We start from the raw sequence: 21,300 nt of genomic DNA, 5'->3' as shown, positions 1-21,300 counted from the left end.
CGGACCGGATGCCGATGGCGGACGCGGTCCTGATCGCCGCGCAGGCCGGTCGCGCCCTGGCCGAGGCGGCGCGGCGCGCGGGGCTTCGGCCCTACGTCGCCGACCTGTTCGGCGATTCCGACACCCGCGTGCTGGCCGAGGCCTACCGGCAACTGCCGGGCCGCTTCGGCACCGCCCCCGCCGCCGACGCCACCCTGGCGGCGCTCGACGACCTCGCGGCGCGGGCCGGGCGCCCGGTCGGCCTGATCCTGGGCAGCGGCTTCGAGGACGCGCCCGACCTGATCGCGCGCCTCGCCGCGCGGCACCGGCTCATCGGTGCCTCGGCCGGGACCGTCGCCGCCCTGAAGGATCCCGTGGCCTTCGCGGCCCTGTGCGCGCGCCTCGGCGTGCCGCATCCGGCCGTGGCGGTCGGGCCGCCGGCGGATCCCGCGTCCTGGCTGCTCAAGCGGGCCGGGGGTTCCGGCGGCAGCCACATCCGGCCGGCCACGCGGTCGCTCGCGCCGCCGGGCTACTACTTCCAGGCGCGCGTGCCGGGGCGGCCGCACGCCCTGAACGTCCTCGCCGACGGGCGCACGATCCGCGTCCTCGCGGTCACCGAGCAGTGGTGCGCGCCGTCGCCGATCCGCCCGTTCCGCTATGCCGGGGCGCTCGTCCGCGGCGCCGGAGAAGCCCCGGCGCTTCCCGCTTCGGTCGTCGAGGCCGTCGCCGCCGGCATCGAGAGGATCGTCGCCGCGACGGACCTGCGCGGCCTCGCCAGCGCCGACCTGCTGGTCGACGGGGCCGACTGGTGGCTCACCGAGATCAACCCGCGGCCCGGCGCGACCCTCGACGTCCTGGACCGGCGCGGGACGCCGCTGCTCGCGGCCCACATCGCCGCCTGCCTGGGCACGATGCCGGATCCCGGACCGCATCCGGCGGGTGCGGCGGCCGCGCAGATCTGTTACGCGGACCGTGAGCTTGCGCCTGTGCCGGACATCGACTGGCCGGACTGTGTGCGCGACCGCCCGTGCCCCGGCTCGGCGGTCCGCCGCGACGCGCCGCTCTGCACGGTGCTGGCCGAAGGCGCGGACCGGGCGGAGGTGCTCGCCCTGTTGGAAACGCGGACGGCACACCTGCGGGCCGTCTGCGCGGCGAAGAAAACACACCCCGAGGAAGCCCCGTCATGAGTGCCAGCCAGTCCTATCCCAGCATCAACGCGCTCTCAGGCCCCCTGGTCGAGCGGCTCGTAGCCGATGCGCCGACGCTGCGGCTGTCCGTGTCGCAGGCCGCCGGCGGCGCCCGCATGGTCGATGCCGGCGCGCAGGCGCGGGGCTCGATCGAGGCCGGGCGGCGCATCGCCGAGATCTGCCTCGGCGGCCTCGGCACCGTCACCATCGCGCCGAGCGGGCCGATTGCGTCCTGGCCCTACTCGGTGACGGTGCATTCCGCCGACCCGGTGCTCGCCTGCCTGGGCAGCCAGTACGCCGGCTGGAGCCTCGCGGACGAGACCGGTGATTCCGGCTTCTTCGCCCTCGGCTCGGGCCCGGGCCGCGCCGTGGCGGCCGTCGAGGATCTCTACCAGGAGCTCGGCTTCCGCGATTCCGCCACCAAGACCGCCCTCGTTCTGGAGGCGGCGGGCGGCCCGCCGGAGAGCGTCGTCGCCAAGGTCGCCGAGGCCTCCGGCCTCAAGCCCGAGGACCTGACCTTCATCTACGCGCCGACGCAGAGCCTCGCGGGCTCCACCCAGGTCGTCGCCCGCGTCCTCGAGGTCGCCCTCCACAAGGCTCACACGGTCGGCTTCGACCTGCACGCCATCGTGGACGGGATCGGCTCGGCGCCGCTGTCGCCGCCGCACCCGGACTTCATCAAGGCGATGGGCCGCACCAACGACGCGATCATCTACGGCGGGCGGGTCCAGCTCTTCGTGGATGCCGACGATGCCGACGCCAAGCAGCTCGCCGAGCAGCTGCCCTCGACGACGTCGAGCGACCACGGCGCGCCCTTCGCCGAGATCTTCGCGCGGGTGAACGGCGACTTCTACAAGATCGACGGCGCCCTGTTCTCGCCGGCCGAGGCGATCGTCACGTCGGTGCGCTCCGGCGCGACCTATCGCGGCGGCCGCCTGGAGCCGACGCTGGTGGACGCGTCCTTCGCCTGAGAGGCGAGCCGGGCTCGCTCTCCCGCACGGGACGGGGAGTCCGGCCCCGCTCAGTGACATCTCCCTGGGCCGCCCCGGAGGCGGGCGGCGCCGTGACGATCAGGACACCCATGCGCATCGGGCTCGCGGCCGATAACGGCACCTGGCACAAGAGCCGCCTGCTCGCCGCCCTGCGCGCGAACGGCGTCGAGCCGGTGCTGTTCTCGCTCGCCGACGTGGCCGTCGTGACGGGCGGCGCCGAACCTCTCCGCGTTCCGGGCTTCCCGGACGCGCTGCCGGACGGCGTCCTGATGCGAACCATCGCGGGCGGGACCTTCGAGGCGACGACGATGCGGCTCGGCGTACTGCACGCGCTGGTCGCGGCGGGTGTCACCGTCTGGAACGCGCCGACCGCGATCGAGCGCTCGGTGGACAAGGCGGCGACCTCGCTGCTCATCGATCGCGCCGGGCTGCCCACGCCGGCCACCTGGGTGTTCTCGAAGCGCGAGGCGGCCGCGGCCCTGGTCGCCGCCGAGGCGCGTCCGGGCGCGCCGCTGGTCCTGAAGCCGCTGTTCGGCTCGCAAGGGGAGGGGCTCGCCCTGATCGAGCGCCCGGAGGACCTGCCCGACGAGGAGTCGGTGGCGCGGGTCTACTACCTCCAGCGCTACGTGCCGCGCCGGGACGGCCTGTGGCGCGACTACCGGGTGTTCGTCTGCGACGGCCGGGCCATCGCCGGCATGATCCGCGAGGGCGACGGCTGGATCACCAACGTCCACCGGGGCGGCCGGCCGCTCCCCTGGGCGATGCCGCGCGGCGCCGCCGAGCTGGCCGAAGCGGCGGCGGCCGCGGTCGGCGTCGACTATTCCGGCGTCGACCTCGTTGAGGACGGGGAGGGCGGGTTCTCGGTCCTCGAGGTCAACTCGATGCCGGCCTGGTCGGGCCTGCAGACCGTGTGCGAGACCGACATCGCCGCCGCGGTGGTGCGCGGCTTCCTCGCCGCGGCCCGCGGTGCCAGCCGTCCTCGGCTCGTGGTGGCATGAGCGGGGGCGGCCTCGATCCGGCCCTGATCGGCACGCTGTACCGAGCGGCCTGCCTCGCGGAGCTCGACGCCCTCAAGCCCGGCAACGTCCACGCCCACGCGCCCGGCCACCGCATGGTGCTGGCGGATTTCGTCACGAGTGCCGACGTCTCGGCGCCCGCCCTGGCCAGAGCGGGCGCGGGCGTCGGGACGCGGGTCCGCGACGGCGTCGCCGCCACCATGGCGGCGGTGGGCCAGAACACCAATCTCGGCATCCTGCTGCTCTGCGCGCCGCTCGCGGTCGCGGCCGAGCGTGAGCGGACCGTCGCCTCGGTGCTCGACACCCTGGACGGCGCGGATGCGGAGGCCGTCTTCGCGGGCATCCGGCGCGCCAATCCGGGCGGCCTCGGCGAGGCCGCCCGGCACGACGTTGCCGAACCGGCGCCCGGATCGCTGCGAGACGCCATGGCGGAGGCCGCCGACCGGGACCGGATCGCCCGCGCCTACGTCACGGGTTTCGCGGACGTGCCGGCGATCGGGCTCGCGGCCCTGCGCGAGGCCCGCACCGCCGGGCTCGACCCGACTTGGTGCACGACTGCGATCCACCTCGCCTTCCTGCGCGCCGTCCCGGACAGCCACGTCGCCCGCAAGCACGGCGCGGCCGCGGCCGAGGGCGTCCGCCGGGAGGTAGAAGCGACGCTCGCCGGGATCGACCTCGCCGCGCGGCCGGTGGACGCGCTGCTGGCCCTCGACGCGTCGCTGAAAGGGCGGTCGATCAATCCCGGTACGAGCGCGGATTTCACCGTCGCGACGCTGTTCTGGGACGCGCTCGCGGGCGCCGGTGCCCGGCTGGCCTGAGCCGCGTGCACGATCCGGTGTTCATAGCGCCGGACGGATGGAAATTCCTCCGTGTCAGAGCCTTGCGCGGGTTGTGAGCCGCAGGGCCCCGCTGTAGGGTCCGCCGCGCTGTCCGGCCCAACCGGCTCGGCCCATCCGGCTCGGCCGGCATGGTCGGGCGCCGATAACAAGGATGGCTTCCCGGCCGCGGCACCGCCCGGCGCGCGGCTCTATTTCGGAATCCAGGGAGAGACACCGAATGGCGAAGATCACCAAGGTTCAGGTCGGCGAGGCCCTCGTCGGCGACGGCAACGAGGTCGCCCACATCGACCTCATCATCGGACCGCGCGGTTCGCCGGCCGAGACGGCCTTCTGCAACGGCCTCGTGAACAACAAGCACGGCTTCACCAGCCTGCTCGCGGTCATCGCGCCGAACCTGCCGTGCAAGCCGAACACCCTGATGTTCAACAAGGTCACCATCAACGACGCCCGTCAGGCCGTCCAGATGTTCGGCCCGGCCCAGCACGGCGTTGCCAAGGCTGTGCAGGACGCGGTGGCCGAGGGCATCATCCCGGCGGACGAGGCCGACGACCTGTACATCCTGGTCGGCGTGTTCATCCACTGGGAGGCGGCCGACGACGCCAAGATCCAGAAGTACAACTACGAGGCCACCAAGCTGTCGATCCAGCGCGCCGTCAACGGCGAGCCGAAGGCCTCGACGGTCACCGAGCAGCGCAACTCCGCGCAGCACCCCTTCGCCGCCAACGCTTAGATCGGGGACGGTCCTGGGCAGAGCGAGCCTCCGCCCGCACCGCGGGGCCTGCTCCAGCGACTGGCTTCGATCTTCCTTGGCCGATAGGTAGGCCCCTGAACGGGACGGCGCGAGCCGTCCCGTTTCTCGTTTGGGCCGGCCGCCCGACCCGCCGCGGGGCGGCGCCGGGCCTCGGCTCCCCGGATCCGAAACGGTCGGCGAGCCCGCTGCGCGGACGCGATCCGCGCTGCTGCCCCCTCCCTCGACCTCCGCGCGATCACGCGGCGGGAGCAGGCTTGATCTCCCCGCGGACGCGGCGTCCTCGCCCGCGTCGAGCCTCCGCCAAGCGTGATCGGCGCCCCAAGTACCGCCTGCGGACGCGAGGATGGAGCGGCGGCGTCGAGCGCGACCGCGAGGTCAGGCCATGACTTCATCCGCCGAGGATTCGGCTGCCCTCCGCGATGACTGGATACACGGTGGCCGGCTCATTCTCGCTGCGGATCCCGATCCATCGGATCACGCGGCGATCCATGCCTGGATCCTGGAGTTCATCGAGGTCGGCGGGGAAGGCCCCGATCAGGACGGGATCCGAGACCTGATCGACCACAGCCTGAACTTCGAAATTCCGGTCCGGGCGACCGGCCGCGTCCGGCAATCCTTGATCGCTACTGTGTGGGCGCGCCTCGCGGCGCGGGCTTCGCCGCGTCACGGCCGATGAGGCTGACCGGACTGCGCCTCGCGCGCCGCTGGAGCGTGCCGCCATCAAAAGAAAAGGGGCCGCCTCACGGCGACCCCTTTCCCCCGTCATGCGCGGTGGCGCGGACTTAGAAGTCCATGCCGCCCATGCCGCCGCCCGGCATGGCCGGAGCGGGGCTGTCCTTCTTCGGCGCGTCGGCGACCATCGCCTCGGTGGTGACCAGCAGGCCGGCGACCGAAGCCGCGTCCTGCAGAGCGGTGCGCACCACCTTGGCCGGGTCGACGATGCCGGCCTGGATCATGTCGACGTACTCTTCGGTCTGGGCGTTGAAGCCGAAGGTCTCCGAGGAGGTGTTGTCGGTGATCTTGCCGACCACGATCGACCCTTCCACGCCCGCGTTCTGGGCGATCTGGCGGAGCGGGGCCTCGAGAGCCTTGAGGACGATCTTGATGCCGGCCTGAACGTCCGGGATGTCGGACTTCAGCTCGGCGACCGCCTTCTTGGCGCGCAGCAGCGCGGTGCCGCCGCCGGGGACGATGCCTTCCTCGACCGCCGCGCGGGTGGCGTTGAGGGCGTCGTCGACGCGGTCCTTCTTCTCCTTCACCTCGACCTCGGTCGCGCCGCCGACGCGGATCACCGCGACGCCGCCCGCGAGCTTGGCCAGACGCTCCTGCAGCTTCTCACGGTCGTAGTCCGAGGTGGTCTCCTCGATCTGCGCCTTGATCTGCGAGATGCGGCCCTCGATGTCGGACTTCTCGCCGACGCCGTCGATGATCGTGGTGTTCTCCTTCTCGATGCGCACGCGCTTGGCGCGGCCGAGCATGGGAAGCGTCACGTTCTCGAGCTTGATGCCGAGATCCTCGGCGATCATCTGGCCCTTGGTCAGGATCGCGATGTCCTCGAGCATCGCCTTGCGGCGATCACCGAAGCCCGGCGCCTTGACGGCCGCGACCTTCAGGCCGCCGCGGAGCTTGTTGACGACGAGCGTGGCGAGCGCCTCGCCCTCGATGTCCTCGGCGATGATCAGGAGCGGCTTGCCGGTCTGAACAACGGCCTCGAGCACCGGCAGCATGGCCTGGAGCGAGGAGAGCTTCTTCTCGTGGATGAGGATGTAGGGGTCCTCGAGCTCGGCGACCATCTTCTCCGCGTTCGTGATGAAGTACGGGGAGAGGTAGCCGCGGTCGAACTGCATGCCCTCGACGACGTCGAGCTCGGTCTCGGCCGTCTTGGCCTCCTCGACCGTGATCACGCCCTCGTTGCCCACCTTCTGCATGGCGTGGGCGATCATCTCGCCGATCTCCTTGTCGCCGTTGGCGGAGATCGTGCCGACCTGGGCGACCTCGTCGGAGGTCGAGACCTTCTTGGCGCGCGCGATGATGTCCTTGACGGCGGCCTGGGTGGCGAGGTCGATGCCGCGCTTCAGGTCCATCGGGTTGATGCCGGCGGCGACGTACTTGGCGCCCTCGCGGACGATGGCCTGGGCCAGCACGGTCGCGGTGGTGGTGCCGTCACCCGCGATGTCGTTGGTCTTCGAGGCCACTTCGCGCACCATCTGGGCGCCCATGTTCTCGAACTTGTCGGCGAGCTCGATCTCCTTGGCGACCGTCACACCGTCCTTGGTGATGCGCGGGGCGCCGAAGCTCTTCTCGATCACGACGTTGCGGCCCTTCGGGCCCAGCGTCACCTTCACCGCATCCGCGAGGATGTCGACGCCGCGCAGCATCTTATCGCGGGCGTCGGCGGAGAAACGAACGTCTTTCGCTGCCATTGTGTGCCTCTTAGCTACTGGTTGAACCCCAAGGCCGGGACGGCCTCAAAGGGCGATGACGGGTGATCCGATCAGAGGGCGACGACGCCCATGATGTCGGATTCCTTCATGATCAGGAGGTCCTGACCGTCGATCTTGACCTCGGTGCCGGACCACTTGCCGAACAGGACGCGGTCGCCGGCCTTCACGTCGAGCGCGTTGACGCGGCCCTGCTCGTCGCGGGCGCCGGGGCCGACGGCGACGACTTCGCCCTCCTGCGGCTTCTCCTTGGCGGTGTCCGGGATGATGATGCCGCCCTTGGTCTTCTCTTCGCTCTCGATGCGACGGACGACCACGCGGTCGTGCAGCGGACGGAACTTCATGAGCTGCCCTCTTGCTTCAGGTCTGGAGTTGGCGTTGATGCGGCCGGCGGGACCGCTCGCGAACTCGACTGTTAGCACTCTGTCTCGGCGAGTGCCAAAGACGGCCGCGAGATAGGCGCGGGCGGGTTCCGAGTCAAGGCTGTCGCACCCCCGCGCGACGGTGCGATGACGCGCCGGCGGCTCCTTTCCCCCTCATGGATAACGCGCTCTCATGCTGAGCCTGCACGGACCCGAAGGCCCGGTGGCGCTGCAACCCGGCAGGCCGGTCGCGCGCGACACCGTGTGGCTCGACCTGAACGATCCCACGCCGGAAGAGGCCGCGGCGGTCGAGGCCGCGACCGGTCTGCGCGTGCCGTCCCGGGCGGCGCTCTCGGAAGTGGAGACGTCGAGCCGCCTGCGCCGGGTGAAGGGCGGGCTCTCGCTCTCGACGCCGATGATCACCTTCGAGCAGAGCGCGTCGCAGCTGAAGCCGCTGGGCTTCCTGCTGACCAAGGATCACCTCGTCACGATCCGCTTCCACGAGCTGCGCGCCTTCGAGACCTCCGCGAAGCGCATCGCGGACGGCGACGGCAGCACGACACCCAGCGAGATCTTCCTCATCGTCCTGGAAGAGCTGGTCGACAGCCTCGCCGACGCCCTGGAAGACATGGGATCCGAGCTCGACACGCTCTCCACCCGCATCTTCGACTTCGACGTCCGCGGCGCAGAGCGGCGGCGCCTGGAGCGCCCCCCGCCCCGGCGCCGCGATCTCGCCCTGCGCCGGATTCTGCGCGGCATCAGCAACCGCGGGAAGGTTCTGGGAAAGATCCGGTCGAGCCTGCTCGGCCTCGAACGGATCATCCCGTTCGTCGCCGCGGCCTGCGACGGCCTCGGCCTGCCGGAGGATTCCCGCTTCGAGACGATCAAGCGGGACATCGAGTCCCTCGACGAGTTCGAGACGCGGCTCGCCGAGAACGTCCAGTTCCTGCTCGACGCCGCCCTCGGCCTCATCACGATCGAGCAGAACAACGTCTTCCGGGTCCTCACCGTGGTCTCGGTGGTCGGCGTCCCGCCGACGCTGATCGCGTCGATCTACGGCATGAACTTCAAGCACATGCCCGAGCTGGATTGGGCTCTCGGATATCCCTACGCGCTCGGCCTGATCCTTTTGAGCGCGGTCGCGCCGATCATATACTTCCGCATGCGGGGCTGGTTCTAATATTGACCGAAAAATTATAGCATTGGAAACACCACATCGCATCTCAGCCGCCGAGGGCGGCGCCGGTCCGGACACGAGCACAGAGCGGACACGGCGTCGCAAGCATTCGTTCGATCTTCGCCCGCGCTTAACCTGAACGAATTCCGAAATAAGCAATTCATTAACGATGCGGCGCTAGACCCGGCGCGGGGGAACGCGAGCGGGACCATGTTCAATCGTACTGTCTTCAACGAGGCCCAGGCCAAGATCGACGCCCTGGACCGCTCACTCGCGATCATCGAATTCTCGATGGACGGGACCGTCCTCCACGCGAACCAGAACTTCCTGCGGCTGATGAAGTACAGCCTCAGCGACGTCCAGAGCCGGCATCACCGCATCTTCGTGGACAAGAGCTATGCCGAGACCGCGGAGTACGCCGCGTTCTGGGACAAGCTCAAGGACGGTCAGTACGTCACGGGCGAGTTCCTGCGCCTCGACAAGGAGGGCGACTCGGTCTGGCTCGAGGCGACGTACAATCCCGTCCTCGACGCGCGGGGCAAGCCGATCAAGGTCGTAAAGTTCGCCGCGGACATCTCCGCGAAGAAGAAGGAGATCAACCGGCTCCTGACGATGATCGACAACGTACCGGTGGCCGTCATGACGGCCGACCTGAAGGACAACTTCAAGATCGACTACATGAACGCCACGTCGCGCAAGACGCTCGGCACGATCGACCAGCACCTGCCGGTCAGAGTCGACGACATGCTCGGCCGCTCCTTCGATATCTTCCACAAGAACCCGAGCCACCAGCGCACCATGCTGGCGGACGCGAGCCGGCTGCCGCACAGCACCAAGATCAGGGTCGGGCCCGAGACCCTCAACCTGCGGGTCACGGCGGTGAACGACGAGAAGGGGCAGTACCTCGGCCCGATGCTGACCTGGGCGGTGGTCACCGCGCAGGTGAACATGGAGACCGACGTCAAGCGCGTCGTGGAGGCCGTCGGCTCCGCCATCCAGGAGATGCAGAGCTCGGCCGAGGGCCTGATGCAGTCAGCCGAATCCGCGCGCCACAAGGCCTCGTCGGTCGCGTCGAGCTCCGAGCAGATGAACGGCGCGATCCAGGAAATTTCCGGCCAGGTCGGGCGGGTCTCGGAGCGCGCGCAGCAGATCGCCGCCCAGGCGGGGACGACCGACGCGACCATGCGCCAGCTCGCCGAGAACGCCCGCAAGGTCGACGCGGTGGTGAGCATGATCAAGTCGATCGCCGACCAGACCAACCTGCTGGCGCTGAACGCCACGATCGAGGCGGCCCGGGCCGGCGCCGCCGGACGCGGCTTCGCGGTCGTCGCCTCCGAGGTGAAGGCGCTCGCCGAGCAGACGGCCAAGGCGACCGGCGAGATCACCCAGCAGGTCTCGGCGATCCAGAGCGCCACCGGCGACGCCGTCGGCGCCATCGAGATGATCACCGCGGCGGTGGACGAACTGTCCAAGCTTACCCTGGCGATGGCGAGCGCCGTCGAGGAGCAGGCGGTCTCGACCCACGAGATGGCGGGCAATATCGGCGGCGTTTCCGAGGCCGCCAACGCCACCGGTCAGCTGGCGCAGACGGTCCAGGGCATCGCCGAGAGCCTCGCCGGCCACTCGACGAGCCTGTCGGAGAGCGTGATCCGCTTCATGAAGACGGCCTGATCCGCGCGGCTCAATCCCGGGCGAGCTGCGCCCGGCCGATGGCGAAGACCCGCCCGTCGCCGAGGAGATGGGCGGTGAACCCGTCGGGGAACAGGCTCTCGATCGCCCTGTCGCGGACGTTCAGGCCGCCCGCGTAGGCTCCGAAAGCCGGCATGACGAGGCGGGTGCCGTCCGTGACGAAGCAGCGGCGGCGCACCGCCCGCCCGCGCATCGCCACCTTCCCGCAGGGATGGAGATGGCCCGCGATCTCGCCGGGGACGGGCTCTGGGCTCGGCTCGTGGCGCAGGACGAGGCCGCCCAGCGTGAGCGCGTCGGCGTAGCGGCCGCCCACGCCCTCGTTCACGGCCGCGTCGTGGTTGCCGGCGATCCAGACCCAGTCCCGCCCCTCCTGCAGGGCCGCCACCAGGGCGCGGTCGCCGGGCTCCATGCGCTCGGGACCGCGGGCGTCGTGGAAGGAATCGCCCAGCGCGACCACGCGGGCGGGATCGTGGCGCACCACCGCCTCGTGCAGGCAGGCGAGCGTCTCGCGGGTGTCGTAGGGCGGCAGGAACTGGCCGGAGCGGGCCGCGTAGGACGAGCCCTTCTCCAGGTGGAGATCGGACACGATCAGCGTCCGGTGCTCCGGCAGCCAGAGGCCGCCGCAGAGGTCGAGCACCAAGGTCTCGCCCGCGAGAAGCAGGGTGGGGTGCTTGTGAGTCTTCTCGAGTCTCAGGCCGGCCGCCAAGATCGCATCCTCGGTGTCGTCGGGGAAGGGCGGATCGGCGGTCAGGACAGAGCCTCTTGGAGAAGCTCCGCCTCGGCCTCGGCCAGGATCTCGTCGGCGCCCTCGCCGTAGACCCGCTCGCGCCCGATCTCGAGCATCACGGACACGGAGAGCGGCGAGACCCGGTCGAGAGACCTGTGGATGATTCGCCCCTGGATGCGCTCTAGCATCATGCCGAGGCGCCTCACGTCGAGGAGTCCGGTTGCCGCATCCTGCCGCGCCGCCCGCAGCAGGAGGTGGTCGGGCTGGTGCTTGCGCAGCACGTCGTAGATCAGGTCGGTCGAGATCGTGACCTGCCGGCCGGACTTCTTCTGACCCGGATGGTGGCGCTCGATCAGGCCGGCGATCACCGCGCACTGGCGGAACGTGCGCTTCATCATGGCGGATTCGTCGAGCCACGCCTCGAGGTCGTCGCCCAGCATGTCGACCGCGAACAGGTCGCCGATGAAGTCCGGATCGATCGCGGCGCGCTCCGAGACGTCGCGGGTCGACCAGATGGCGATGCCGTAATCGTTGGCCGCGAAGCCGAGGGGCCGCAGGCCGGCGCGCTCCAGGCGCCGGGTCAGCAGCATGCCCAGCGTCTGGTGGGCGAGGCGGCCCTCGAACGGGAAGGCGGTCAGGTAGAAGCGCTTGCCCCGCGGGAACGTCTCCACGAGGAGGTCGCGCTCGCCCGGCAGGACCGAGCGTCGGCGCTGCTGCAGCAGGTACTCGCCGATCTGCTTCGGCAGCCGGTCCCACGCGAACGGGTCGGCGATGAGCGCCCGGACCCGCGCGGCCAGGAAGGTCGAGAGCGGGAACTTTGCGCCCGCGTAGGACGGGATCGCCGGATCGGTGCCGGCCGGCGCGCGGGTGACGAGGCACTCGTCCTCGGAGAGCCCCTCGAACCGCAGGGTCTCGCCCGCGAACAGGAACGTGTCGCCGACGGTGAGCGTCTCGGCGAACTCGTCCTCGATCTCGCCGAGCACGCGGCCGGTCTTCGGCAACACCGTGCCGGGCTTGCCGCGCAGGGTCCGGCCGAGCCGGACCTTCACCCGCGCCGCCTCCACGATGGTGCCGACATTCATCCGGTAGGCCTGCGCGGTGCGGGCGTCGCGGACGCGCCAGAGCCCGTCCGGCCCGCGCAGGATCTTCGCGAACCGCTCGTAGGCGCGCAGCGCGTAGCCGCCGGTCGCGACGTAGTCGACGACCTGCTCGAACGCTTCCCAGGAGAGACCGGCGTAGGGCGCGGCCGAGACGATCTCGTCGTAGAGCTCGAGCGGGTCGAAGGCGTCGGCGCAGGCCATGCCGAGCACGTGCTGGGCGAGGACGTCGAGGGCGCCCTGGCGGGCGTCGGGCGTGTCCTGCGCGGCCTCCTCGACGGCGTCCAGCGCCGCCTGGCACTCCAGCATCTCGAAGCGGTTGCCCGGGACGAGGTAGGCCTTCGAGGGCTCGTCCATGCGGTGGTTGGCGCGGCCGATCCGCTGCATGATCCGGCTCGCTCCCTTCGGCGCGCCGACATTGACCACGAGGTCGACGTCGCCCCAGTCGATGCCGAGGTCGAGGGTTGCGGTGCAGACGATCGCGCGGAGCTGCCCTGCCGCCATGGCGGCCTCGACCCGGCGGCGCTGCTGGGCATCGAGCGAGCCGTGGTGGATCGCGATCGGCAGGGCGTCCTCGTTGAGCCGCCACAGCTCCTGGAACGTGTACTCGGCCTGGAGCCGGGTATTCACGAAGACAAGCGTGGTCCGGTGTTCCTTGATGAGCTCGTAGATCGCCGGCATCGAGTGCCAGGCCGTGTGGCCGGAGATCGGCAGCGCCCGGCCGAGGTCGAGCATGCGAAGATCCGCCTTCGCGCCGCCGGCCACCGTGACGAGGTCGGCCATGGGCGTCTCGACGGGGGCCCTCTCCCCTGCGGGAGAAAGTCGCGAGGAGGCCGAGCCTCCTCCCGGAAGGCTCCGGCCCTCACCCTTTCCCACTCCTGCACCGGCACGGGGGTCCCCGTCATGTTCGGCAGCCGTATGACCCTCGTCGCGATGCGATCCCGGTTGCCCGCTCGCAGAGGGAGGAGGGGGAAGCGGCCCCTGCGGCACCAAGTACTTCCGCAGCTCGTCCGGCTCCCGCACCGTCGCGGAAAGCCCGATCGCCGCCAGTCCCGGGCTCAGCCGGTGCAACCGCGCCAGCGCCAGCGCCAGCAGGTCGCCGCGCTTCGAGGTGACCAGCGCGTGCAGCTCGTCGAGCACCACGCAGCGCAACCCGGCAAAAAACTCAGCCGCCTCGCGGTGGGCGATCAGCAGGGCCAGCTGCTCGGGCGTGGTCAGAAGGATGTCCGGCGGCCGGCTGATCTGGCGGGTGCGCTTGTGGGCCGGCGTGTCACCGGTGCGGGTCTCGACGCGCACCGGCAGCGCCATCTCGGCGATCGGCGCGTCGAGGTTGCGGGCAATGTCCACCGCCAGCGCCTTCAGGGGCGAGACGTAGAGGGTGTGTGGGCCCGCCGCCTTCTTCTGCGGCCCGCGCTCGGCGAGGTCGACGAGACTCGGCAGGAAGCCGGCCAGCGTCTTGCCGGCCCCGGTCGGCGCCACCAGCAGCGCCGAGCGGCCGGCGCCGGCGATCCGCAGGAGATCGAGCTGGTGCGACCGGGGCGCCCAGCCGCGGCCCGCGAACCAGGCGCGGAATCCTTCCGGCAGGATCTCGGACGGGACGCTCAGGCGAGCGCCATCAGGAAGCGGTCGATCAGCTCCAGCGCCCGCTCGCTCATCGGGCTCGGGTAGCGGGCGAAGACATGGCAGCCGCCGGGATAGATCGCCGTGTGTCCGCCATTGCCGGCCGCGGCCCAGCGCGCCGACATGTACAGCGTGTCGTCGAGGAGGGGATCGGCGGTGCCGATGGTGAACAGGGCGGGCGGCAGGCCCTTCAGGTCGGCGTAGATCGGCGACACGTCCGGCCGGCGCCGGTCGATGCCCTCGCGGACGTAGCCGTCGGCGAACTTGGTCAGGTCGCGGGTGTTCACGACCAGCCGCTCCTCGCCCCAGTTCCGCACCGACGGGGTGAGGCCGAGATCGAAGAAGCCGGCGTTGAGGTTGGCGCCCCGGAAGGCCCGCGGGAGGTTGTGTTTGTCGCGCAGCCGCAGCAGCACCATCACGGCGAGGTGCGCGCCCACCGACTCGCCGCCGATGGTCAGGGCGTGGATGCCGAACTCGGTCTTCCCCGGACCGGCCAGCCAAAGGGCCGCGGCCTCGCAGTCGAGCAGGGCCGCCGGATAGGGATGCTCGGGGGCGAGGCGATACTCGACCGACAGGGCGACGAAGCCGCAGGTGTCGGCGATGCGCTCCAGCCAGGGATCCTGCTCGTCGGCGGAGCCCCAGACCCAGCCGCCGCGGTGAATGTGCAGGTAGGCGCCGCGCAGCTTCACGCCGGGCTTGGGCCGGACCACGCGGAGCTTGAGCGGACCGCCCGGCCCGTCGATCGTCAGCCACTCCGCCCGGGCGCTGTGCGGCATGGCGGGGGCCGCCTTGGTGCCCAGACGGCGGCGCTCGCGAACCTCGGCGATCGGCAGCGACCAGGGATCGGGCAGCGCGGCGTGCGCCGCGACGATCTCGGCATTGAGCCGGAGCGTCTCGGGATCGATCGTCGCCGGGTCGAACAGGGCGTGGTCGATCATCGTGCGTATGGTCCCGTCGGCACTCAGAGCCTCTCACACCAATCCCGATTCCCGGGAGTTCTCCCTTTGGTCGAGGCCGCGCCGCGCGAGTCGCGCGTCGCAATCCACCCCGTCCCGCATCTTGGCGCGCGCGACGCCGCTTGCCATGTGCACGGCGCGCGAGAAACCCGCCAACGCCTGATCCGCGCTCGGGTTTCGAAGCGGTGTGGTGTGCCGGCCACGGTTCCGCCCGCTTCGTCGCCGATCCGAGGGCCCTGAGGCTTCACGAGGACGCAATGCTCGTCGATCACGACCGGCGCCGGCAAGGCTATCAGCAGGGTGCCCCGCCGAACGCCCCCTACGGCGCGGAGGGCTACCGGTCCCATCCCTCCGCGCTGCGGCGGTTCCTCGGCGGCTCGCCCGCCGGCGTGTTCCTGCGGCTGCTGTTCCTGTCGGTGCTGGTCGGCGCCTTCATGTCGATGCTCGGCCTGACGCCGGGGCGGCTGTTCTGGCACGTCTACGATTCGGCGCGGGCGCTGGTGGAGGTCGGGCTCGCCTCGCTCCACGATTTCGGCGGCTGGATCGTCGCCGGGGCGATCGTGGTCGTACCGCTCTGGCTGATCGCGCGCCTCTTCGCCGTCTCCCGCTGACGGGGTCGGGGGCCGATCCGACACGGTCGCACCCCGACGGCCCGGCGCGCCGTGGGTTCGGGCAGATCGGCCGCCCGCCATCGCAACCCGCCGATGCGATCACCCCGCTTTGCGCGGAGGGCTCGGCTTCTTAGCGTGCGGCATGATGCATACCGTCGCCAGCTCGGCCCGCCCGACGAACCGCCGCGTCCTGGCCCTGGCGCTGCCCATGACGATCGCCAACGTCACGACGCCGATGCTCGGCTTCGTCGGCGCGGCGGTGATCGGGCGGCTCGGCGACGCGGCGCTGCTCGGCGCCATCGCCCTCGGCGCCGTGATCTTCGACGCGATCTTCTGGTCGTTCGGGGCGCTCCGCATGGCGACCGCCGGCCTGACCGCGCAGGCGGTCGGCGGACGGGACGACGCCGAGGTCGACCGCATCCTGGCGCGGGCGCTGGCGGCGGGCGCCCTGATCGGCCTCGTCCTGGTGGCCCTGCAAGGCCCTCTCGCGCAGCTCGCCTTCGCGATCAGCGGGGCGAGCGCGGCAGTCATCGCCGGTCTCGCGACTTACTTCCACATTCGCATCCTGTCAGCGCCCTTCGTGCTGGCGAGCTACGGCGTGCTCGGCTCGGTCCTGGGGCGCGGGCGCACCGATCTCGGCCTGCTGCTGCAGATCGCCATCAACCTGACCAACGTCGCGCTGACGCTCACCCTGGTCCTGGGCTTCGGCCTGGGCCTCGCCGGCGCGGCGCTGGCGACCCTCGGCGCCGAGGCGCTCGGACTCGGCCTCGGGCTGACCCTCCTGGCGCGGCTCGGCTCCCGGCCCTTCCGAGTGCCGCTGCGCGACCTCCGCGACGCCGCGGCGCTGCGCCGGACGCTCAGCGTCAACGGCGACGTCATCCTGCGGACGCTCGCGCTGATCACCGGCATCGTGCTGTTCTCGGCGCTCGGCGCCCGGCAGGGCGACGTGGTCCTGGCCGCGAACTCGGTCCTGTGGAATCTCTTCCTGATCGGCGGCTTCTTCCTCGACGGCTTCGCCACGGCGGCCGAGACCCTGTGCGGCCAGGCCGTCGGCGCCCGGGACCGGGAGGCGTTCGACGCGGCCGCCGCCCTGAGCCTGCGCTGGTGCCTCGGCTTCGGCCTCGCGGTCAGCCTAGTGTCTCTGGCGGGCGGCCCGGCCTTCATCGATGCCGTGACCACGAACGGTCCGGTCCGCGAGGCGGCCCGGTCCTACCTCGTCCTCGCCGCCCTGGCGCCGCTCGCCGCCGCGGCGCCCTTCGCGTATGACGGGATCTATATCGGCGCGACCTGGACGCGGGCGATGCGCAACCTCATGGTGTGCGCGCTCGCCGCCTACTGCGCGATCCTCGCGCTGGTCGAGAGCCTGGGCTTCGGCAATACCGGGCTGTGGCTCGCCTTCGTGAGCTTCCTGGGCGCCCGCGGTCTCGGGCAGGCGATCGCCTTCCCGCGCCTCGCCCGGGACACGTTCCGGACGCCCGCCCCGGCCGCCCTCGAACCGGCAGCCTAGGCGGCAGCCGCGCGCGGCCTTGAGGCCTGCTAGCGCGGGTCCTTCCAGGTGGTGGGCTGGGCCGGCGGCGCGGCGCGGGCCACGGAGCCCGTCGTCCGCGGCACGACCGCCTCCGCGCGCCGCGGATAGGAGCGGCGCGGCGCTGCGTAGCCGTAGCGGCGGCCCCGGCGGACGTGGCGGCGCCCGCGCTCCGTCGAGTTCCCGACGAAGCCGCCGACCACGGCCCCCGCGACGGCGCCGATCGGCCCGCCGACCAGCGCCCCGGCGACCGCGCCGGAGCCGACGCCGAGGGTGGTCCGGCTCTGGGCCCGGGCCGCCTCGGGTGCAGCCAATGTCCCGAGCAAGGCGAGGGTGACCAAGACTTTGCGCATCGTAGAGATCCCGGACTCCGAGAATTGGTTTCGGTCGGCCTTTAAGCGGCGGAACATGACCAAACCGGGGCTTCGATCTGCGGAGAGACGGCGCGGTATCAAACCGCGCGGGGACTCACCCGCCCCGACCTTTAGGGTGTGGCGCGGCCGGGTTCGTGCTTTAGGGTGCAGCGCAACGACGGGAGGCCGCGCGACGGCCCAGGAGGGAGAAGCCGATGGCCACGACGACCGATCTGCGCCTGCGCCGGAGCGTGCTGTACATGCCCGGCTCGAACCAGCGGGCGCTCGACAAGGCCAAGACCCTGCCGGTGGACAGCATCATCCTCGACCTCGAGGACGCCGTCGGCCCGGAGGAGAAGGACATCGCCCGCGAGCAGGTCTGCGCCGCGGTGAAGAGCGGCGCTTATGGCAGCCGCGAGCTGGTCATCCGGGTCAACGCCCCACAGACCCCGTGGGGCGAGGCGGATCTCCACGCCGCCATCGAGGCCAAGCCCGACGCGATCCTGATGCCGAAGGTCTCGTCCCCGGCCGTGCTGGAGAGCATCGCCGACCGGCTCGAATCCCTCGACGCGCCGGACGGCATCGCGATCTGGGCGATGATCGAGACCCCGGCCTCGATCCTCAACATCCAGGAGATCGCCCGGGCGAAGCGCGACCCGCGCAACCGCCTGACCTGCCTCGTCCTCGGCACCAACGACCTCGCCAAGGACACCTGGGCCAAGATCGTCCCCGGCCGCGTGCCGATGCTGCCCTGGATGATGATGGCGCTGGCCGCAGCCCGGGCGGAGGGGCTCGCGATCCTCGACGGCGTCTACAACGACATTGCCGACACCGAGGGCTGCCGCGACGAGTGCCGGCAGGCGCGCGACCTCGGCTTCGACGGCAAGACCCTGATCCACCCGACGCAGCTGGAGCCGGCCAACACGTCCTTCGCCCCCACCGAGGAGGAGGTGCGCCGCGCCAAGCTGGTGATCGAGGCGTTCGAGCGCCCGGAATACGCCAAGCGCGGCGCGATCAAGCTGGAGGGCCGGCTCTACGAGCGGCAGCATCTCGGCGTGAACCGCCGGGCGGTCACCTGGGCCGAGGCCATCAGGGCGAAGGGGTTCTGAGCGCGGCTCCGTCCGATGTCGGTTAACATCCGACCCTGCGAGCGGGGCGAGGCCATCCAGCAGCGCCACGCTCTGCGGCATCGCGCTGCCCAGGTCACTGCGCTACGCGCGCGATGACGCCGGAGGCGACGGCACCGAAGCTCGTGAACCGGAGGTCGTGTAGCGCGTCCGCTGCGTGCGCCCGTCGCGCGCCGTGACGGCGACGAGCCCGGCCTCCTCCAGGCCCGAGAGGGCGCGCAGCACGAGGGCGTGCTCCACCCCGAAGGTGCGGGCGAAGGCGCGGCTGTCGCCCGGAAGGCCGAGGTCCAGCGCCGCCACGAGGCCCGCCGCCAGCGGGTCGAGATCCGGCCGGGCGGCCGAGACCCGGTCGAGTGCGGCGACGAACGCCGCCTCGTCGGGCCCCCCGCTCACGCCGCCGCGCGCGCCTGCAGGGTGACCAGAACCGACTTGGAGGTCGGCGTGTCGCTTTTCTCGCCGAAGGTCGAGAGCGGCACCAGCACGTTCAGCTCCGGGTAGTAGCCAGCCAGGGCGCCCCGCGGCATGTCGAACGGCACGAGGCGGAAATCCTCCGCCCGGCGGGTGATGCCGTCGTCGTGCGTGCCGACGACGTCGACCCGATCGCCGAGCCGGTCGCGGATCTCCGCGAGGTCGTCCGGGTGGGCGAAGATCACGCGGCGCTCGCCGTAAACGCCGCGGTAGCGGTCATCCAGGCCGTAAATCGTCGTGTTGTACTGGTCGTGGCTGCGGAAGGTCTGCAACACGTAGGTGTCTCGGGTCTTCCGGGCGGCCTGATGCTCGGTCTCGGTCGGGAGGGCGTCGGCCGAGAAGTTGGCCCGGCCCGTGACCGTCTCGAACACCCGCTCGGCGGCGAGGTTGCGCAGCATGAAGCCGCGCGGCTTGCGCACCCGGGTGTTGTAGCCGGTGAAGCCCGGGATCGTGGCGGCGATCGCCTCGCGGATCCGGTCGTAATCGGCGGCGAACCCGGCCCAGTCGATGGCGGCGGAGCCGACGGTGGCCTGCGCCATGCCGGCGATGATGGCGATCTCGGAGCGCAGCTCCTTCGAGGCCGGCTTGTTGATGCCGCCCGACCCGTGGACCATGCTCATCGAATCCTCGACGGTCACGATCTGGATCTTGCCCTCGGCGCCCCGGTCGATCTCGGTGCGGCCGAGGCAGGGGAGCAGGTAGCCGACCGCGCCGGGCACGAGATGGGCGTGGTTGAGCTTCGTGGCGATGTGCACGGTGAGCCGGCACGAGGCCAGCGCCTGCGCCACGACCGGCGTGTCGGGCGTCGCCCGGAGGAAGTTGCCGCCGAGCCCGATGAAGGCCTTCGACGTGCCGTCCCGCATGGCGCGGATCGCCGCCAGGACGTTGTGGCCGTGCCGGCGCGGCATGGCGAGCCCGAAATGGCGCTCCAGGGAATCCAGGAAGGCGGCGGAGGGGCGCTCGTTGATGCCGACCGTGCGGTCGCCCTGCACGTTGGAATGGCCGCGCACCGGGCAAAGGCCCGCGCCGGGCCGGCCGATATGGCCGCGCAGGAACAGCAGGTTGGCGATCTCCCGGATCGTCGCCACCGAGTGCCGGTGCTGGGTCACGCCCATGGCCCAGGTGGCGATGACCCGCTGGGCGCCGAGATAGACGTCCGCCATCGCGGCGATCTCGTCCATGGTCAGGCCCGACTGATCGAGGATCGCGTCCCAGGACGTCGCCTCGACGGCGGCGCGATACGCGTCGAGCCCGGCGGTGTGGTGCTCCAGGAAGGCGCGGTCGAGGAGCGAGGGCCGGCCGGCCGCGAGCGCCTCGGCGTCGCGCGCGAACACGACCTTGGCGATGCCCCGGAAGGCCGCCATGTCGCCGCCCGAGCGCGGCTGCAGGTAGTGGCTGGCGATGGGGCGGCTGGCGCCGCGGAGCATCTCGACGGTGTTCTGCGGGTCGGCGAAGCGCTCCAGGCCCCGCTCGCGGACCGGGTTCAGCACCACGACCTTGGCGCCGCGCTCCGCCGCCCGGCGCAGGTCGCCGAGCATCCGCGGATGGTTGGTGCCGGGATTCTGGCCGACGCAGAAGATCGCGTCCGCCTTCTCGAAATCCTCCAGCAGGACCGTGCCCTTGCCGATGCCGATCGCGTCGATCAGCGCGACGCCGCTCGCCTCGTGGCACATGTTCGAGCAGTCGGGGAAGTTGTTGGTCCCGTAGGCGCGGGCGAAGAGCTGGTACAGGTACGCCGCCTCGTTGGAGGCCCGGCCCGACGTGTAGAACTCGGCCTGGTCCGGATGGTCGAGCCCGCGCAGGGTCGCGCCGATCTCCGCGAAGGCCTCGTCCCAGCTCACCGGCAGGTAGCGGTCGCTCGCCGCGTCGTAGCGCATCGGGTGCGTCAGGCGGCCCTGGCCCTCCAGGGCGTAGTCGCTCCAGCCGCGCAGCTCGGTCAGGGTGTGCTTGGCGAAGAAGGACGGCGTCGTGCGCTTGTCGGTCGCCTCCCAGGAGACCGCCTTCACGCCATTCTCGCAGAACTCGAAGGACGAGCCGTGCTCCGGGTCGCCCCAGGCGCAGCCGGGGCAGTCGAACCCGTCGGGCTGGTTCGCCTTCAGCAGCGCGCGGGCGCCGGTGAGGGGGGCGCGGCTGCCGAGCAGGTGCTTGCCGCAGCTCTTCAGAGCACCCCAGCCGCCGGCGGCGGAGGAGCGCTTGGTGGACCCTTCAGACTGGGCCATGAACCGTCCTGGATTGGCTGACGCGATGTGTCTCGCAACCGCGAGATAAGCGTCTCTCCAGGTCTCTCACAACGGCGTGCCGGCGCAGGCCCCTCATGCACGGGGCACAGGCTAAGCTCCCGCTGTGCAAAGCCTTTCTAAACTGCCCCCGCAAAAAAACTTGT

At 71.2% G+C, this 21,300-nt stretch carries 19 protein-coding genes; 11 read left to right on the top strand and 8 right to left on the bottom strand.

The genetic code is table 11. The features are described from left to right. Positions 1 to 14: 14 nt before the first annotated feature. The 6 genes from ACTJK8_RS08320 to ACTJK8_RS08295 all read left to right on the top strand — a co-directional run bounded on the left by ACTJK8_RS08320 (position 15) and on the right by ACTJK8_RS08295 (position 5,440). A complete protein-coding gene (locus ACTJK8_RS08320; protein ID WP_127991529.1) occupies positions 15 to 1,166 on the top strand; it encodes an ATP-grasp domain-containing protein in 1,152 nt (383 codons plus the stop codon). After that, on the top strand, positions 1,163 to 2,137 hold the full coding sequence (gene mch, locus ACTJK8_RS08315; protein WP_012317537.1) for a methenyltetrahydromethanopterin cyclohydrolase: 975 nt from the start codon (positions 1,163 to 1,165) through the stop codon (positions 2,135 to 2,137). The genes ACTJK8_RS08320 and mch overlap by 4 nt, the downstream gene beginning before the upstream one ends. A gap of 110 nt (positions 2,138 to 2,247) precedes the next feature. Then, on the top strand, positions 2,248 to 3,156 hold the full coding sequence (locus tag ACTJK8_RS08310) for an ATP-grasp domain-containing protein (protein ID WP_012317538.1): 909 nt from the start codon (positions 2,248 to 2,250) through the stop codon (positions 3,154 to 3,156). Continuing rightward, complete coding sequence (locus ACTJK8_RS08305; RefSeq protein ID WP_440761779.1) at positions 3,153 to 3,992, top strand: triphosphoribosyl-dephospho-CoA synthase; 840 nt, start codon at positions 3,153 to 3,155, stop codon at positions 3,990 to 3,992. Before ACTJK8_RS08310 ends, ACTJK8_RS08305 begins: the two co-directional genes overlap by 4 nt. Positions 3,993 to 4,230: 238 nt before the next feature. Further along, positions 4,231 to 4,743 (top strand): 5,6,7,8-tetrahydromethanopterin hydro-lyase, encoded by a 513-nt coding sequence (gene fae / locus ACTJK8_RS08300; protein ID WP_012317540.1) that lies wholly within the window; start codon positions 4,231 to 4,233, stop codon positions 4,741 to 4,743. Positions 4,744 to 5,146: 403 nt separating this feature from the next. Further along, the gene (locus tag ACTJK8_RS08295) at positions 5,147 to 5,440 is read left to right on the top strand and encodes a hypothetical protein (protein WP_440761778.1); all 294 of its coding nucleotides are present in this window, start codon (positions 5,147 to 5,149) and stop codon (positions 5,438 to 5,440) included. A 106-nt stretch (positions 5,441 to 5,546) separates the two neighbouring features. On the opposite strand, the gene groL is transcribed toward ACTJK8_RS08295, so the two are convergent. Both groL and groES read right to left on the bottom strand, forming a co-directional pair. Further along, the gene (gene groL, locus ACTJK8_RS08290) at positions 5,547 to 7,187 is read right to left on the bottom strand and encodes a chaperonin GroEL (RefSeq protein ID WP_012317541.1); all 1,641 of its coding nucleotides are present in this window, start codon (positions 7,185 to 7,187) and stop codon (positions 5,547 to 5,549) included. A gap of 71 nt (positions 7,188 to 7,258) precedes the next feature. Next, the gene (groES, locus tag ACTJK8_RS08285) at positions 7,259 to 7,549 is read right to left on the bottom strand and encodes a co-chaperone GroES (RefSeq protein WP_012317542.1); all 291 of its coding nucleotides are present in this window, start codon (positions 7,547 to 7,549) and stop codon (positions 7,259 to 7,261) included. Between the two features lie 211 nt (positions 7,550 to 7,760). Here groES and ACTJK8_RS08280 point away from each other — a divergent pair, with 211 nt between their 5' ends. Continuing rightward, entirely contained in the window at positions 7,761 to 8,747 is a 987-nt protein-coding gene (locus tag ACTJK8_RS08280) for a CorA family divalent cation transporter (RefSeq protein ID WP_012317543.1), read from the top strand. 207 nt (positions 8,748 to 8,954) lie between these two features. Continuing rightward, on the top strand, positions 8,955 to 10,415 hold the full coding sequence (locus ACTJK8_RS08275; protein ID WP_024831083.1) for a methyl-accepting chemotaxis protein: 1,461 nt from the start codon (positions 8,955 to 8,957) through the stop codon (positions 10,413 to 10,415). Positions 10,416 to 10,425: 10 nt separating this feature from the next. Here ACTJK8_RS08275 and pdeM read toward each other — a convergent pair whose 3' ends face one another. Genes pdeM through ACTJK8_RS08260 form a run of 3 tightly spaced genes read right to left on the bottom strand, consistent with a single transcriptional unit; the run spans position 10,426 to position 14,815 of the window. Next, positions 10,426 to 11,139, bottom strand: coding sequence for a ligase-associated DNA damage response endonuclease PdeM (gene pdeM / locus ACTJK8_RS08270; protein ID WP_024831082.1), 714 nt, complete (start codon positions 11,137 to 11,139; stop codon positions 10,426 to 10,428). 41 nt (positions 11,140 to 11,180) lie between these two features. Next, on the bottom strand, positions 11,181 to 13,862 hold the full coding sequence (locus tag ACTJK8_RS08265) for a ligase-associated DNA damage response DEXH box helicase (RefSeq protein ID WP_116655734.1): 2,682 nt from the start codon (positions 13,860 to 13,862) through the stop codon (positions 11,181 to 11,183). Continuing rightward, positions 13,859 to 14,815 (bottom strand): alpha/beta hydrolase, encoded by a 957-nt coding sequence (locus tag ACTJK8_RS08260; protein ID WP_012317547.1) that lies wholly within the window; start codon positions 14,813 to 14,815, stop codon positions 13,859 to 13,861. Before ACTJK8_RS08260 ends, ACTJK8_RS08265 begins: the two co-directional genes overlap by 4 nt. A gap of 275 nt (positions 14,816 to 15,090) precedes the next feature. Between ACTJK8_RS08260 and ACTJK8_RS08255 the strand changes: the two genes are divergently transcribed. Both ACTJK8_RS08255 and ACTJK8_RS08250 read left to right on the top strand, forming a co-directional pair. Further along, a complete protein-coding gene (locus ACTJK8_RS08255; protein ID WP_012317548.1) occupies positions 15,091 to 15,444 on the top strand; it encodes a DUF6460 domain-containing protein in 354 nt (117 codons plus the stop codon). 142 nt (positions 15,445 to 15,586) lie between these two features. Next, on the top strand, positions 15,587 to 16,951 hold the full coding sequence (locus ACTJK8_RS08250) for an MATE family efflux transporter (protein WP_024831079.1): 1,365 nt from the start codon (positions 15,587 to 15,589) through the stop codon (positions 16,949 to 16,951). Positions 16,952 to 16,980: 29 nt separating this feature from the next. Here the strand turns inward: ACTJK8_RS08250 and ACTJK8_RS08245 are convergent, their stop codons facing one another. Continuing rightward, entirely contained in the window at positions 16,981 to 17,322 is a 342-nt protein-coding gene (locus ACTJK8_RS08245; protein ID WP_012317550.1) for a hypothetical protein, read from the bottom strand. A 215-nt stretch (positions 17,323 to 17,537) separates the two neighbouring features. Between ACTJK8_RS08245 and ACTJK8_RS08240 the strand changes: the two genes are divergently transcribed. Then, positions 17,538 to 18,431, top strand: a complete 894-nt coding sequence (locus ACTJK8_RS08240) for an HpcH/HpaI aldolase/citrate lyase family protein (RefSeq protein ID WP_012317551.1) — start codon at positions 17,538 to 17,540, stop codon at positions 18,429 to 18,431. Between the two features lie 102 nt (positions 18,432 to 18,533). Here the strand turns inward: ACTJK8_RS08240 and ACTJK8_RS08235 are convergent, their stop codons facing one another. Together ACTJK8_RS08235 and ACTJK8_RS08230 are read right to left on the bottom strand one after the other, a co-directional pair. After that, positions 18,534 to 18,842: a MarR family transcriptional regulator gene (locus tag ACTJK8_RS08235; RefSeq protein WP_059408459.1), complete on the bottom strand. Its 309-nt coding sequence runs from the start codon at positions 18,840 to 18,842 to the stop codon at positions 18,534 to 18,536. Continuing rightward, positions 18,839 to 21,136, bottom strand: a complete 2,298-nt coding sequence (locus tag ACTJK8_RS08230; RefSeq protein ID WP_076729395.1) for an FdhF/YdeP family oxidoreductase — start codon at positions 21,134 to 21,136, stop codon at positions 18,839 to 18,841. Before ACTJK8_RS08230 ends, ACTJK8_RS08235 begins: the two co-directional genes overlap by 4 nt. Positions 21,137 to 21,300: the final 164 nt, after the last annotated feature.

Origin of the sequence: Methylobacterium sp. 22177 (genome assembly GCF_052045615.1) — a bacterium.
In the GTDB taxonomy this organism is placed as follows: domain Bacteria; phylum Pseudomonadota; class Alphaproteobacteria; order Rhizobiales; family Beijerinckiaceae; genus Methylobacterium; species Methylobacterium radiotolerans.
Note: the sequence above shows the minus strand (reverse complement) of the source record. Positions and strands in the feature narration are given on the sequence as shown.

What these genes read in the sequence shown, in the direction of transcription:
- ACTJK8_RS08320 (WP_127991529.1), top strand. Translation starts at nt 15, where the DNA reads ATGGCGGACGCGGTCCTGATCGCCGCGCAGGCCGGTCGCGCCCTGGCC.
- mch (WP_012317537.1), top strand. Translation starts at nt 1,163, where the DNA reads ATGAGTGCCAGCCAGTCCTATCCCAGCATCAACGCGCTCTCAGGCCCC.
- ACTJK8_RS08310 (WP_012317538.1), top strand. Translation starts at nt 2,248, where the DNA reads ATGCGCATCGGGCTCGCGGCCGATAACGGCACCTGGCACAAGAGCCGC.
- ACTJK8_RS08305 (WP_440761779.1), top strand. Translation starts at nt 3,153, where the DNA reads ATGAGCGGGGGCGGCCTCGATCCGGCCCTGATCGGCACGCTGTACCGA.
- fae (WP_012317540.1), top strand. Translation starts at nt 4,231, where the DNA reads ATGGCGAAGATCACCAAGGTTCAGGTCGGCGAGGCCCTCGTCGGCGAC.
- ACTJK8_RS08295 (WP_440761778.1), top strand. Translation starts at nt 5,147, where the DNA reads ATGACTTCATCCGCCGAGGATTCGGCTGCCCTCCGCGATGACTGGATA.
- groL (WP_012317541.1), bottom strand. Translation starts at nt 7,187, where the DNA reads ATGGCAGCGAAAGACGTTCGTTTCTCCGCCGACGCCCGCGATAAGATG.
- groES (WP_012317542.1), bottom strand. Translation starts at nt 7,549, where the DNA reads ATGAAGTTCCGTCCGCTGCACGACCGCGTGGTCGTCCGTCGCATCGAG.
- ACTJK8_RS08280 (WP_012317543.1), top strand. Translation starts at nt 7,761, where the DNA reads ATGCTGAGCCTGCACGGACCCGAAGGCCCGGTGGCGCTGCAACCCGGC.
- ACTJK8_RS08275 (WP_024831083.1), top strand. Translation starts at nt 8,955, where the DNA reads ATGTTCAATCGTACTGTCTTCAACGAGGCCCAGGCCAAGATCGACGCC.
- ACTJK8_RS08260 (WP_012317547.1), bottom strand. Translation starts at nt 14,815, where the DNA reads ATGATCGACCACGCCCTGTTCGACCCGGCGACGATCGATCCCGAGACG.
- ACTJK8_RS08255 (WP_012317548.1), top strand. Translation starts at nt 15,091, where the DNA reads ATGCTCGTCGATCACGACCGGCGCCGGCAAGGCTATCAGCAGGGTGCC.
- ACTJK8_RS08250 (WP_024831079.1), top strand. Translation starts at nt 15,587, where the DNA reads ATGATGCATACCGTCGCCAGCTCGGCCCGCCCGACGAACCGCCGCGTC.
- ACTJK8_RS08245 (WP_012317550.1), bottom strand. Translation starts at nt 17,322, where the DNA reads ATGCGCAAAGTCTTGGTCACCCTCGCCTTGCTCGGGACATTGGCTGCA.
- ACTJK8_RS08240 (WP_012317551.1), top strand. Translation starts at nt 17,538, where the DNA reads ATGGCCACGACGACCGATCTGCGCCTGCGCCGGAGCGTGCTGTACATG.
- ACTJK8_RS08230 (WP_076729395.1), bottom strand. Translation starts at nt 21,136, where the DNA reads ATGGCCCAGTCTGAAGGGTCCACCAAGCGCTCCTCCGCCGCCGGCGGC.